At 62.9% G+C, this 12,781-nt stretch carries 11 protein-coding genes; 1 reads left to right on the top strand and 10 read right to left on the bottom strand.

The window, feature by feature from the left end; genetic code table 11:
* Positions 1-33 precede the first annotated feature (33 nt).
* The 9 genes from AAA969_RS13695 to AAA969_RS13735 all read right to left on the bottom strand — a co-directional run bounded on the left by AAA969_RS13695 (position 34) and on the right by AAA969_RS13735 (position 11,327).
* Positions 34-3,018 carry a 2-oxoglutarate dehydrogenase E1 component gene (locus AAA969_RS13695; RefSeq protein WP_338246659.1) on the bottom strand — a complete coding sequence of 995 codons (2,985 nt, stop codon included), beginning with the start codon at positions 3,016-3,018 and terminating at the stop codon, positions 34-36.
* Positions 3,019-3,268: 250 nt separating this feature from the next.
* Positions 3,269-4,177, bottom strand: coding sequence for a succinate--CoA ligase subunit alpha (sucD, locus tag AAA969_RS13700; RefSeq protein WP_338246661.1), 909 nt, complete (start codon positions 4,175-4,177; stop codon positions 3,269-3,271).
* Positions 4,177-5,376 carry an ADP-forming succinate--CoA ligase subunit beta gene (sucC, locus tag AAA969_RS13705; RefSeq protein WP_338246663.1) on the bottom strand — a complete coding sequence of 400 codons (1,200 nt, stop codon included), beginning with the start codon at positions 5,374-5,376 and terminating at the stop codon, positions 4,177-4,179. The genes sucD and sucC overlap by 1 nt, the downstream gene beginning before the upstream one ends.
* A gap of 101 nt (positions 5,377-5,477) precedes the next feature.
* Positions 5,478-6,899, bottom strand: coding sequence for a hypothetical protein (locus AAA969_RS13710; protein ID WP_338246665.1), 1,422 nt, complete (start codon positions 6,897-6,899; stop codon positions 5,478-5,480).
* Positions 6,900-6,934: 35 nt separating this feature from the next.
* Positions 6,935-7,734 (bottom strand): IS5 family transposase gene (locus AAA969_RS13715; RefSeq protein WP_425325058.1). Its coding sequence is split into 2 segments (ribosomal slippage): positions 6,935-7,405 and positions 7,408-7,734, totalling 798 coding nucleotides; the frame shifts between segments, so codons are not numbered across the junction.
* 72 nt (positions 7,735-7,806) lie between these two features.
* On the bottom strand, positions 7,807-8,235 hold the full coding sequence (locus tag AAA969_RS13720) for a TQO small subunit DoxD (protein ID WP_338246667.1): 429 nt from the start codon (positions 8,233-8,235) through the stop codon (positions 7,807-7,809).
* 180 nt (positions 8,236-8,415) lie between these two features.
* Complete coding sequence (locus tag AAA969_RS13725; RefSeq protein WP_338246669.1) at positions 8,416-9,270, bottom strand: DUF1036 domain-containing protein; 855 nt, start codon at positions 9,268-9,270, stop codon at positions 8,416-8,418.
* Between the two features lie 100 nt (positions 9,271-9,370).
* Positions 9,371-10,885 carry a carotenoid oxygenase family protein gene (locus AAA969_RS13730; protein WP_338246671.1) on the bottom strand — a complete coding sequence of 505 codons (1,515 nt, stop codon included), beginning with the start codon at positions 10,883-10,885 and terminating at the stop codon, positions 9,371-9,373.
* A gap of 10 nt (positions 10,886-10,895) precedes the next feature.
* The gene (locus AAA969_RS13735; RefSeq protein WP_338246673.1) at positions 10,896-11,327 is read right to left on the bottom strand and encodes a DUF2141 domain-containing protein; all 432 of its coding nucleotides are present in this window, start codon (positions 11,325-11,327) and stop codon (positions 10,896-10,898) included.
* A 157-nt stretch (positions 11,328-11,484) separates the two neighbouring features.
* Here AAA969_RS13735 and AAA969_RS13740 point away from each other — a divergent pair, with 157 nt between their 5' ends.
* Positions 11,485-12,225, top strand: a complete 741-nt coding sequence (locus AAA969_RS13740; protein ID WP_338246675.1) for a LytTR family DNA-binding domain-containing protein — start codon at positions 11,485-11,487, stop codon at positions 12,223-12,225.
* Here AAA969_RS13740 and AAA969_RS13745 read toward each other — a convergent pair.
* The gene (locus tag AAA969_RS13745; RefSeq protein ID WP_338246677.1) at positions 12,222-12,764 is read right to left on the bottom strand and encodes a GNAT family N-acetyltransferase; all 543 of its coding nucleotides are present in this window, start codon (positions 12,762-12,764) and stop codon (positions 12,222-12,224) included. The genes AAA969_RS13740 and AAA969_RS13745 overlap by 4 nt on opposite strands.
* Between the last annotated feature and the right edge of the window lie 17 nt (positions 12,765-12,781).

Raw genomic sequence — 12,781 nt, forward strand, 5'->3', positions numbered from 1 at the left:
CTCTCGTCTTTCCTTCAAAGAATCCGGCCGGCCCTAGGACAGGGCTTCATCGACCAGGGCTTCCTGTTGCTGCTTGTGCTTGGAGGCGATACCGGTCGCCGTTGAGGCGGTCGGCGCGCGCCCCACATAACGCGGACGCTGAGCCGTGCCACCAACCTTGCCGAGCACGTACTCGATATTGGGCTCGACGAACGTCCAGTAGCCCATATTGCGCGGCTCTTCCTGGCACCAAACCACTTCGGCGTTGGGGAAGCGCGCAAGCTCCGCAATCAAGGCCTTGTAGGGGAAGGGATAGAGCTGTTCGACGCGCATCAGGTAAACATCATCCGTGCCGCGCTTCTCGCGTTCCTCGAGCAGATCGTAATAGACCTTGCCGGTGCAAAGCACGACGCGGCGGATGTCGCCATCCGCCTTGAGATTGAGCGTGGTCTGGCGGACCTCGCCCTCGGGACGCGCGGCCTCGTCGGCATCATCCCAGAGCACCCGGTGGAACGAGGATCCAGGACCCATCGCGGCCAGCTGCGAGACGCAGCGCTTGTGACGCAGAAGACTCTTCGGCGTCATGATGATGAGCGGCGTGCGGAAATTGCGGTGAATCTGGCGACGCAGGATGTGGAAATAATTGGCCGGCGTCGAGCAGTTCGCGACCTGCATATTGTCTTCCGCACACATCTGCAGGAAACGCTCCGGGCGCGCCGAGGAGTGTTCAGGGCCCTGCCCCTCATAGCCATGTGGCAGCAGCATCGTCAGGCCCGACATGCGGAGCCATTTGCGTTCACCCGAGGAGATGAACTGGTCGATGATGACCTGGGCGCCGTTCACGAAATCGCCGAACTGCGCTTCCCACATGACGAGGGTGTTCGGAGCCGAAAGCGAATAGCCATACTCAAAGCCGAGCACCGCCTCTTCCGACAGCATGGAGTCGATGACCTCATACTTCTTCTGGTCGTCGGACAGATTGTTGAGCGGCGTGTAACGCTCAGCCGTTTCCTGGTCGATGATGTGCGAGTGACGCTGCGAGAAAGTTCCGCGCCCGCAGTCCTGACCGGACAGGCGAACCGGGAAACCCTCGGTCAACAAAGTCCCGAAGGCGAGGTGTTCCGCTGTCGCCCAATCAATACCGGCGCCGCTCTCGATCGCGTCGCGGCGCGCGCCGATCACCCGGCTGAGCGTGCGGTGGATATTGACCCCTTCAGGCACCTCGGTCATGGCCATTCCGACCGCCTTGAGGCTTTCCATCGTCGCCGATGTCTCGCCGCGACGGTCATCGCCTTCCGGCAGACCGAGACCCGACCAGCGCCCGTCCAGCCAATCGGCTTTCTTGGGTTCGAATTCCTTACCGGCGTTGAACTCGCTTTCCAGGAAGCTGTCGAACTCGTTCTCGATCGCCTCGGCTTCCGCAGCGCTGAGAACGCCTTCGGCCAGCAAGCGATCTTCATACTTCTTCTTGACCGGCGGCATGTCCTTGATGATGCGGTACATGATCGGCTGGGTGAAAGTCGGGTCGTCGCCTTCATTGTGGCCGTAGCGCCGGTAGCAGATCATGTCGATCACCACGTCCTTGCCGAACAGCTGGCGATATTCGGTCGCGATCCGGGTCGCGTGGACCACGGCTTCGGGATCATCGCCATTGACGTGGAAAATCGGCGCCTGGACCATCAGCGCCACGTCGGACGGATAGGGGCTGGAGCGGCTGTCCTTGGGGTCGGTGGTGAAGCCGATCTGGTTGTTGACGATGAAGTGAATCGCCCCGCCCGTCCGGTGACCGCGAAGACCCGACAGACCGAGACACTCGGCAACCATGCCCTGACCGGCAAAGGCGGCATCGCCGTGCAGCAGAAGCGGCAGGACGCTCGAGCGCGGCGTACCGGCTTTCTTGCGGCAATTCTCTTCCTGCTTGGCGCGGGCCTTGCCGAGCACGACCGGGTCGACCGCCTCGAGGTGGGACGGGTTCGCCGTCAATGACAGGTGAACCTTGTTGCCGTCGAATTCACGATCGGACGATGCCCCAAGGTGATATTTCACATCGCCGGACCCGAACTCGTCCTCGCCCTGGGTGTTGCCGCCTTGGAATTCGTGGAAAATCTGGTGGTATGGCTTGCCCATGACTGCCGCGAGAACATTGAGGCGACCGCGGTGCGGCATGCCGACAATGATGTCCTCGACGCCCATCGAGCCGCCGCGCTTGATGATCTGCTCGAGCGCCGGAACCATGCTCTCGCCGCCATCAACGCCAAAACGCTTGGTGCCCGGATAGCGCTTGTGCAGGAATTGCTCGAAGCGTTCCGTCTCGATCAGCTTCGAGAGGATTGCGATCTTGCCTTCCTTGGTGAAGGTGATGTCCTTGTCCGGGCCCTCGAAACGTTCCTGCAGCCAGGCTTTCTCTTCCGGGTTCGAGATGTGCATGAACTCGACACCGACCGGCCCGCAATAGGTCCGCTTGAGGATATCGAGCATGACCCGCGGTGTTGCGGTCTCGAGACCGAGATAGCCGTCGATGAAAATCTCGTCGTCCAGCGCCGCGCCGGTAAATCCGTAGGTGCCCGGATCGAGCTCGGCCTGGTAGCCGAAGTCCGTCAGCCCCAGCGGATCCAGATCGGCTGCCAGGTGCCCACGCATGCGATAGGCGCGGATCATCATGATAGCGCGGATGGAGGCCTGGGTCGCCGCGCGCACATCGTCGGCGCTGGCACCGGGCCGGGTCGCCGCGACATGGTCCGCGACCTTGTCGACCATGGCCGCTTCGTCCGGACCGATATCACCAAGCGCCGAGACCATGTCGCCATTGGCACGGCGCGGCCAGTCGGCCCGCTTCCAGGACGGCCCGCGAGCCGCATGGGAGCTTTCCGACGGGGCATCCCCCATGGCCGCGAAAAAAGCCTTCCAGCTCGGCGGCACGGAATTGGGATCCGAGGCGTAAGCGGCGGCCATCTGCTCAAGATAGACGGCATTGGCGCCCTGGAGGAAAGACGTGTCCAGGAAGTTCTGGTTTTCTTGGGAACGGTTATGGTCAGACATGGGGGGGAGGGCCTGAGTCAGGAGGGTGTCTGGATGGGATTAAACCGAGTGGGTTAATCAACCATCTATGCCCAATCAGGTCGTCACGAAAGGGTTCGGCGCGGGTCTGCTGACAAGAGGGTGACAGTTGCAGCTCCGGTGGCAGACCTGTCTGCGCACCCGCGGTCGGCACCTTGATCAAGCGGCCAGACAAAACCGCGCCCCGGAGACCCGGAGCGCGGCTTGTACCGTTGTCGTGTTCGGGCTCGGACTAGCCCTTGAGCAGTTCGGCCAAAGTGGTGCCGAGACGGGCCGGAGAGGGAGAGACCTTGATGCCGGCCGCTTCCATGGCCGCGATCTTGTCTTCCGCGCCGCCCTTGCCGCCGGAGACGATGGCGCCGGCATGGCCCATCGTACGACCCGGAGGCGCCGTGCGGCCAGCGATGAAGCCGACGGTTGGCTTCTTGCGGCCTTTCTTGGCTTCATCGGCCAGGAATTGCGCGGCGTCTTCCTCGGCAGATCCACCGATCTCGCCGATCATGATGATCGACTTGGTTTCGTCGTCGGCGAGGAATTTCTCGAGCACGTCGATGAATTCCGTGCCCTTGACCGGGTCACCACCGATGCCGACGGCCGTGGTCTGGCCGAGGCCGACCTGCGAGGTCTGGAAGACGGCTTCATAGGTCAGCGTGCCCGAACGCGAGACGACGCCGACGGAGCCCTTTTTGAAGATCGAGCCCGGCATGATGCCGATCTTGCACTCTTCCGGGGTCAGGATGCCCGGGCAGTTCGGGCCCAGCAGCATCGAGTTCGACTTGTCGAGACGGTCCTTGACCTTGACCATGTCCATCACCGGAATGCCTTCGGTGATGCAGACGATGAAGGGGATCTCGGCATCAATGGCCTCGATGATCGCTGCACCGGCACCCGCCGGCGGAACATAGATCACGGAGGCATCAGCGCCGGTCGCTTCCTTGGCTTCGCCGACGGTGGCGAAGATCGGCAACTGCTTGCCCGCATCGGTGCTGGAGGTCCAGCTCTCGCCGCCCTTTTTCGGGTGCACACCGGCAACCATCTGGGTGCCGTAATATTCCAGCGCCTGCTCGGTGTGGAAGGTCCCCGTCTTGCCGGTCAGGCCCTGGACGATGACCTTGGTGTTCTTGTTGACGATGATCGACATCAGTTGGCCTCCTTCACGGCGGCGACAATTTTCTGGGCGGCGTCGTCGAGATCATCGGCGGCGATCACATTGAGACCGCTTTCATTGATGATCGACTTGCCCTTCTCGACATTCGTGCCTTCCAGGCGCACGACCAGCGGCACCTTGAGACCGACATCCTTGACTGCGGTGACCACGCCCTCGGCGATCACATCGCAGCGCATGATGCCGCCGAAGATGTTGACCAGGATACCTTTGACGTTCGGGTCCGCGGTGATGATCTTGAAGGCGGCAGTGACCTTCTCGGTCGTGGCGCCGCCACCGACATCGAGGAAGTTGGCCGGCTCGGCACCATAGAGCTTGATGATGTCCATGGTCGCCATGGCGAGGCCGGCACCATTGACCATGCAGCCGATATCGCCGTCGAGGGCGACATAGGCGAGGTCATACTTGGAGGCCTCGATTTCCTTCTCGTCTTCCTCGGTCGTGTCACGGAGTTCCATGATGTCCGGGTGACGGAAGAGCGCATTGCCGTCGAAGGAGACCTTGGCGTCCAGCACGCGGACATGGCCGTTTTCCATGACGATGAGCGGATTGATCTCCAGCATCGACATGTCCTTCTCGCAGAAGGCGGTATAGAGGATCTTGGCCAGACCCATCATGTCGTCGCGCGCCTGGCCTTCCAGCTTCAGCGCGTCGCAGACGGCCGCTGCAGAAGCGTCGGTGACGCCCGTCGACGGGTCGATATCGATGGTCTGGATCTTCTCCGGAGTTGCATGAGCAACCTCCTCGATGTCCATGCCGCCTTCGGTCGACACCACAAAGGCGACCTGACCAGTTTCGCGGTTCACGAGGAGCGAGCAATAAAGCTCGGTGGCGATGTCGGCACCATCCTCGATATAGAGGCGATTGACCTGCTTGCCGGCCGGACCGGTCTGGTGGGTGACCAGCGTGTTGCCCAGCATTTCCCTGGCGTTCTTGACCACGTCGTCCTTCGAGAAGGCGAGACGGACGCCGCCCTTGGCGTCGGGACCAAGTTCCTTGAACTTGCCCTTGCCGCGACCACCAGCGTGGATCTGCGACTTCACCACCCAGAGCGGACCGGGCAGCTGATCGGCTGCCGCAGCGGCTTCATCGGCAGAGAAAATGGCGACACCTTCGGCGACCGGGGCGCCAAAGGATTTCAGGACGGCTTTCGCCTGATGTTCGTGGATATTCATGAAGGGGCCTCGCGGGAGGAAGGAAGCGACAAAACGGCCGGAATGGACTCGCCTTATAGCACTGGGCCGACGCGGTGCAACGCATTGGCAGGGTGGAATTGTCAGTCGATCTCGAATGTGTCGTCAACGCCGTCGCTTTCAACCGGCGGGGTCAGGATATCAGCCAAGGCGAGACGGCGAACCGGTTCGGGCTTTTCGGTTTCCTCGGCGATCGCCGGTCCGGAGAAGTATCGGACACCCGCCGATATGGCCGCCTCGATCAGGCCGGTATTATCGACCTGCGTGAGATAGGTCTCGGCGCTCAGCGCCCGCGCCGCGCTGACCCAGTCGACGCAGGTCAGCAGGTCTTTTTCGTCAACATCGCCGCTATTGAGGCGCTTGGGCGTTTCCGCGCTGAAAATGCCGATGCCACAACTCTCGAACCGGTCCAGCCCGGTCAGGCCGAACCGGTTATGCGCCAGGACATAGGCGCCAAAATGCTTCATCGAGCGAAAGACTTCCTGCATCTGCGCCACGGGCGCACCCTCGGGAATACCGTCAACGCGCAGCAGGAAGAAACGACGCGCGGGTTCCGGGATGGGCTGGAGGATGCTGAAATACTCCATCCGCCGTGAAACAGAGGACAGGCTGTCATAGTGGACGGGAACAATGATCATCGAGACCTGGCCCGCCGCTCGCATGCGCTGAAAACCACGCTGCGCCGCGAGAGCAACAGCCCGATCCAGCTGCCGGTGCTGCTCTCTGTCGGGCGTCCCGGACAAGGTCTCACGGCCATAATAGGCAAAGCCTCGAACGATTTTTCTGGCGACGCAGATATTGTGGCTGATCGCAGACTTTCGACTATCCCAGCACGGCTTGAAGACGATGTCGTCCCAGCTTGGACGCGGCCCGCTTTGAGGCCCCTCCGCCGCGGAAACAATCGCCGGACGGTCCCGCGCCTCGGGCTTGGGCGCTTCGACCCAGCGCGTCCGCCCGTCATCATCCCGCTCCGCGCGCGGGGAGGCGCGCCAGGACGGCGTCGCCGACCGGTCGCCGGTCAGACCGGTGCGCGCGGCAGCAGACGGCAGCGCCTCGGCATCATGAGGTTGCGAGCGGGCGACGATCTCGAGCAGTTCAGTCGTCGGCACGTCGCGCGCTTCGCCTTCGGCGCGGACATCTTCCAGACCGGCTTCGCCAAGAAAAAACGCATTCAACTCGCCGGAAATCGCCTGGATCATGTCTTCCGACGCCTCGACATCGGCGATGCTGAAAATGATCAGGAATCCACCCTGGACGCGGATCATCACATCGTCGGGGGCGAGCCGGCTTTCGATGAACTGGGTCGAGGTTTCATAGACTTTTTCCCGCAAGCGCGGCCAGTCAGCACCGGCACGGACCCTCACCCGTTCGAGATTCAGGAACTGAAACTGACCCATATCGACGGACTGGCGTCCGGCGAGGGCCTTCTTCAGTTTCTGGCGCAGCTCTGGCGACATGGCAGACCATCCATCCCGGGCGATCCCGATCCGGTCCAGTCTGCCCATGGACTTCTTGCTAATCTGTAAGCCGCTGTGCCGGTCTAGGTCACCGACTCATAAAATCGAAGCCAGATTTGGATGGCGGCGAGTTTGACGGCGGCGAGATAGTTCTCGGCGTGTTTTTCGAAGCGCGTGGCGATGGCCCGGAAGTGTTTGATCTTGCTGAAGAAGCGCTCGACGAGATTGCGCTGCCGGTAAAGGAAGGCGCTGAAGCTGGGGATGTTCTTGCGGTTCGGCATCGGCTTGATGCATCCCCATGCGCCACGGGCCTTGAGCGAGACGCGCAACGCGTCGGAATCATAGGCCCGATCGGCCAGCAGGATCTGGCCTTCGCCGATGCCGTCGAGCATGTCGGTGGCGCTGCGTCCGTCATGAGCCTGGCCGGGGGTGAGCTTGAGGGCGACGGGTAGGCCGTTGGCATCCACAAGCGCATGGATTTTCGTGGTCAGCCCGCCTCGCGAGCGCCCCATGCATCGGGTGTCAGGGGTGTCTCTCGCGGCGGCGTGCGGACCCCCTTTTTTGCGTTCGCCCCATGCTGGTGAACGCGGATCGAAGAGCTGTCGATCATCTGGATGTCGCCGTCGTAAGCGGCTGTAACCGCGTCGAATATCCGATCCCAGACACCCAGCTTGCGCCATCGGACGAACCGGTTGTAGCAGGTCGTCGCCGGACCGTAGCGCTCGGGGATCTCCGCCCAGGGCGAGCCGGTGCGCAGGCGCCAGTAAATCCCGTTGATCACCTTGCGGTCGTCCACGCGCGGCACCCCGCGTGGCTTGTTCGGCAGCAAGGGTTCGATGATCGACCACTCGAAATCGGTCAGTTCGTAACGACGACGGCCCATGATCCAAATCCTCCTCAAGGAGGTTGAATCAGGCTTCGGCAAAAAACGGAATCCCGTTTATGAGTTTATGACCTAGCGCAAAGTGGCGACGATCGCGCCGTCAATCGACAGGGCACCGCCGCCCCGCGCAAACAGGTAGAAGCTGATCGCGGCGAAAAGCACGACCGAGGTCCACGCCTCCGGCAGCACCCAGAAACCATAGATCGCGCAGGCCGTCAGAAGCACAAATCCGACAAGACGGGTGAGAAAGCCGACCATCAGGAGGAAGGCGACAAGCTGGGCGCCCCAGACCGCGATCTGAGCCGTGTGAGCGGCAGACACAAGCGGGATGTTCCAGATGGATGCGGCGACGATCGTGTCAGGCATGACACCGGGCCAGACATCAGCATTCGCGCGACCCCAGGACCACAAGCCCGGTACCAGCGACAAACGGATCACGCCACCGACAATCCAGTCGGGCAGAAAGCGCTCGGCTCGCGCCGGCGTCTCGCTCGTGTCCATATCACCCCCCGGCGTTGCTGGCGCCAGCCTTGCAAAGCGCCGCCGAGGACCATGCCGCAGCGCCCGTGCGGGGGCAACGCCGCGCACCTGACGCGCGAAAAACCGGGCAGGTCATGAACTGATGATAGCCGTCACACGCTACTCCGCTGCGAGACCAGACGGAGACCGATCAGGAACCGGCTACTGGAGATAAGCGGTGAAGCGAGAGACATTGGCACGGAATGCATGCATTTCCGCCCCCACCCGCTGTCCGGCCTCACAGCCGCCATTCATCGGGCTGACCGGCCCGTCGGCGTCGTCCGGCAGGCAGAATTCGACAGCTACGTCCTCATTGCCTCGCCCGACTGCTCCGACCAGAACGAGATTGCCCTGCGGGAAGCCGCGATAGAGGTCCTCGCAATCGCCGCGGGACAGGGTCTGCCGGGCGACAATATCAAACGCGCCATCCGCCCGCGGCGCGAACACCACGGTGTCCGCCTCGCCGCGGCCGGTGTAGCAAACCTCCAGCGTGCGAACCAATTGCGCCATGCCGCGCTCATCACGCGGCGCGCCGACACACATTGAGGCATCGGCACCGGACAAGGCTTCACATCGCACCCGGTAGTCCACCTGTCCCAGGCCGCGATAACGGCTCGAGGAGATCGGCAGGCGGACAAAGTCGCGCGGCTGTCGACTTTCCCGACAGGGCTCCGTCGTCGCCAGGGCGAAGGTCGAGTCGGCCGGGGTGCAATAGACCGTGTCGGCGGCCCGCGCCGGCCACCGCCACTCGCCCGACATGACATGCAGATCCAGATCGCCGCCGACGACATTGTTGACGGCGCCCTCCAGGCAGCGCCCGGGCTCGATCATGAACCAGCTCCGCAAGGTGCGATCGTCTGTTGGCGACGTCCGGTAAGCCGCGGCGACCGCCACACTGAAGCCCGCATCGTTGCAAACATTGAGCAGGACATCGCGCTGCCCGAAGGCCTGACCCGGCAAGAGAACAACGATGAAGCCGACGAAAAGGGCAGAGAGACGCAGGCGGGAAGCAAGCATGGGACGACTCCGTGACGTATCACCAGAGGTGGCAAACTCGTCCCACGCCGTCAATTGCCTAACCGCCCTCCTCGCGACCGCCTATCGACTCGGGGTGGCATCAAGCCGACCGCCAGCAACCATGGAAGCCGAAGGGGCAGGCATAGGGCAGTCGCCAGCTGGCAACCGGTCCGTCTGCCAGTTGCTGGGCATTGAACAGATGCAGTTCGGTGCGCTGCGCCAAGGCGTTCAGCGCCGTGTGCACGATCCAACCCTCACCTTCAGCGGCGTCTTCGGCAGCCGGAACGAAGAGCGGCTCCTCGACATAGACATGCGCACCATGATCAAACCCGTCGCGGGCGCCCGTATGCAGATTACGTCGCTCAATCCGGTTTGCCCCACGGGGCTGGTCAGCGTCCCACGCCACATGCCACGTCTCGCGGCGACGCAATCCGGTCTGGCGCGGATCGATCTGCGGGAACTCGATATAGGCATCACCGAGCGCTTCGATCCGACTGCGCCCGCCTGGTGACAGGGTCACTTGCATGTGGCGGCTTTGTGCATCCGTATCCGTTTCCGCATGACCCCGCATGACGTCATAGGCGCCGGCCATGGCGAAACGCGCGTCCTGGGACAGGGCCGCATCAAGCCTTATCGTCCCGTCTGTCTCTTCCCAGGCTCCGCCGAAGTGGAACAGGAATCCCGGCGGCAGATCCCAGCTGCGGCGAACACTCCAGTCATCCTTGTCGACCGCAATCGCACGCATCGGCGCTTCCGGATCAAACTGGAAGCTCTCGATGAAGGGCAGGCGCATTTGCTGAAAACGATAACTGCCAACAAGAAAGACGAGGGAACGTTCGGTGATCACGAAATCATGGATCATGCCGCCCGGCACATCATTGACCAGTCCGGCATTCAGCAGTGTGCCGTCGGGCGCGATTTTCCACAGGACCAGCCGCTCCGAAGACGCGTCCTGACCGAAGTTCCAGATGATCCCGCTGCCCGGCTCGCGCTTTGGATGAGCGGAGAAGGGAACGCCGTCGAGGCCCTGGCCCCAGCGTCGTGCACCGCGGCTGTCGAGGGTGTCAGGGTCAATGGACCAGGCCGAACCGCCCTCCCAGAGTGCCAGCAATTCGTCACCAAGAAGCAGAACCGAGGTGTTCGCGACATTCATGTCGTCCGGACCGCTGAGCCCGCCCGGATTGGGGGGTACCGAACCAAGAGCGGGCAGGATAAAACGTCCGGCCGCCTCTTCCGTCTGCCACTTGTCCGTCTGGATGAAGCGACCGCGGTGGTTGATCCCGTCCTGACCGATTTGCCAGGACTGCAGGAAGCCATCACCGTCGAACCAGTGGCGGTAGCGCCAGTCCTGGCGTGAGAATCGACCCGGGCCGTTGCGGTAGAGCGTTCCGGCAAACCCGTCAGGCAGGCGACCATTGATCAGCTCGACCTGGCCATCAAAGCCCTGCGAGGGCGCGTCCCGGACGATGAGGGTCCAGGGGTCATCGGCGCTGGCGGCAGCATAGTCCAGAAAGACCGGGTCAGCCGCGCGAGCAAACGCGGCCGGGGTCAGGGCCGCGACACCGCCGGCGGCCGCGAACAGTTTGAGCGCCTCGCGCCTTGAGGTCGTTGTCATGGCCCTCTCCCTATTCGAAACGGATGGTGTGGACAGTGCCGTCAGCGCTGAGTTCGAAGACCGCGGCTTCCCAGCTCGGCGGACCGAACCGGCCGCGTGCATTGTTGGAGAAGGCGAAAGGTTCGCTGGGAATACCCATCAGATTGGTGTCCATCTCGCCGTTGGCGTTGATGTCGTGATACATCTTGACGCCATAGGTGCCGGCCGGGAGGTCGGCGAAGACGGCCGTCACATGGTCACCATCGACCTCGGCCCGAGCGCCGGTAACAGCCGAGCCGGAGGTCCAGCCGGCCTCGCTATCGTAAAGACCGATCATCACGACGCCCCGGGACGGCGCGACGCCGCCGATTTCCAGTGTCAGGGTGGTGCCGGCATCTTCGGCAATCGCCTGGCTGGCGGCAGCGGCCATCAGTGCGGCGGCGACAAGGGTTGAGGTCATCATTTTCACAAGCATCACTCCTGTTGCATCCGGCCTGTCCGGATTGGATGAATGGAGTGATGACGGGAGAGCACGGGATATGCGACCGCATTTGCGTAAACCGGCTGTCAGGGTTCGCGAATTGCGCTAGGTGTTCATTCGCGCTTCGTGAATGACGGTGATGATGACACGCGACCGGCTTAAATCCCTGATCACTGACGCGGTGACCATCGTGGCGATCGGGACTTTTCTGGCGATCCTCGGTCCCTACAATTCCCATCAGTTCGGGATCCCGTGGGTCTGGTTCTACTGGACCGGTCTCATGACGCTGGGATGGGCGGCCGGCATCGGCTTCAAATATGTGTTCGACCGCTTCCTGCCCGACTGGCCACCCATCGCGACCGGCGTGGCGATGTCGTTTCTCGTCAGCCTTCCTGTGTTCATTGGCGTCGCAACGATCCAAGCGCTGGTCGGGAAGGCCTTTCGGCTCGACGTGATGCCCGTCGTATTCATTTTGGTCTGGGTGATCTCGGCGGCCGTTGTCACGGTGTCCATGCTCGCCGAGCAACGCAAGAGCCAGGCGACCGAGCCGACGCCGCCCGGCGCCAGCCGCGCTCTGACCGACAAACTGCCGCCCCGATTTCGCCGGGCCCGTCTGATCGCCCTGGAAGCGGAAGATCACTATCTCCGGGTTCACACCGACAAGGGGGACGCCCTGATCCTGATGCGGCTCAGCGACGCGCTCGCGGCCGTGGAAACCCTCGATGGCGCGCGGACGCACCGGTCATGGTGGGTCGCACGGGACGCCGTGGAGACCGTCGAACGCGGCGACGGTCGGGCCCGTCTGATCCTGGCGGGAGAGCTGGCGGCTCCGGTCAGCCGCACCTATGCGCCCAAGCTTCGTGAAGCCGGCTGGTACTAGCGCAGCGTCCTGCGTAGAGCGCGCCACTCGGCGGCGCTTTGGCCCCAGACGTCCACAATCATGCCGAAACCGGCCACTTCAGCGTCATGGCCCAGATCGCGGGAGCCGATCTTGCGCGCCACGCCCTGGCTGGGCGTATTGTCGGCATGGATGAGGTGGACGACATCGGGCCATCCCAATTCATCAACCACATAGTCCATGCACGCGACCGCGGCTTCGCTCGCATAGCCCTTGCGCCAGGTTGACCGGTTGAGCGACCAGCCGATCTCCGGCTGCGGCCAGCCATGCGGATACCAGGGCCCAACGCGGCCAAGCCAGTTGCCGCTTTCCTTTTCGATCACCGAGAAGAAGCCGTAGCCCCTCAGGGCCCAGTGCCCGACAATGCCGCACAGGCCGCGCCAGACAAGCGCAGGCTCCTGCACGCCCCCAATGAAACGGGTGGTGTCCTCATCTCCCATCAGCTCGCAGAGCGGCTCGAAGTCGGACAGGTCGGGTTGGCGCAAAATGAGACGGTCAGTCTCGAGAACAGGCTGGGTCATGGCCTCAGTCGACGCAC

Origin of the sequence: Maricaulis maris (genome assembly GCF_036322705.1) — a bacterium.
GTDB classification, from domain to species: Bacteria; Pseudomonadota; Alphaproteobacteria; order Caulobacterales; family Maricaulaceae; genus Maricaulis; species Maricaulis maris_B.

Coding starts and splice junctions, on each gene's coding strand:
- AAA969_RS13735 (WP_338246673.1), bottom strand. CDS start 11,327: ATGATGACCTCAACCCTTGTCGCCGCCGCACTGATGGCCGCTGCCGCC.
- sucD (WP_338246661.1), bottom strand. CDS start 4,177: ATGTCGATCATCGTCAACAAGAACACCAAGGTCATCGTCCAGGGCCTG.
- AAA969_RS13730 (WP_338246671.1), bottom strand. CDS start 10,885: ATGACAACGACCTCAAGGCGCGAGGCGCTCAAACTGTTCGCGGCCGCC.
- sucC (WP_338246663.1), bottom strand. CDS start 5,376: ATGAATATCCACGAACATCAGGCGAAAGCCGTCCTGAAATCCTTTGGC.
- AAA969_RS13740 (WP_338246675.1), top strand. CDS start 11,485: ATGATGACACGCGACCGGCTTAAATCCCTGATCACTGACGCGGTGACC.
- AAA969_RS13745 (WP_338246677.1), bottom strand. CDS start 12,764: ATGACCCAGCCTGTTCTCGAGACTGACCGTCTCATTTTGCGCCAACCC.
- AAA969_RS13720 (WP_338246667.1), bottom strand. CDS start 8,235: ATGGACACGAGCGAGACGCCGGCGCGAGCCGAGCGCTTTCTGCCCGAC.
- AAA969_RS13710 (WP_338246665.1), bottom strand. CDS start 6,899: ATGGGCAGACTGGACCGGATCGGGATCGCCCGGGATGGATGGTCTGCC.
- AAA969_RS13695 (WP_338246659.1), bottom strand. CDS start 3,018: ATGTCTGACCATAACCGTTCCCAAGAAAACCAGAACTTCCTGGACACG.
- AAA969_RS13725 (WP_338246669.1), bottom strand. CDS start 9,270: ATGCTTGCTTCCCGCCTGCGTCTCTCTGCCCTTTTCGTCGGCTTCATC.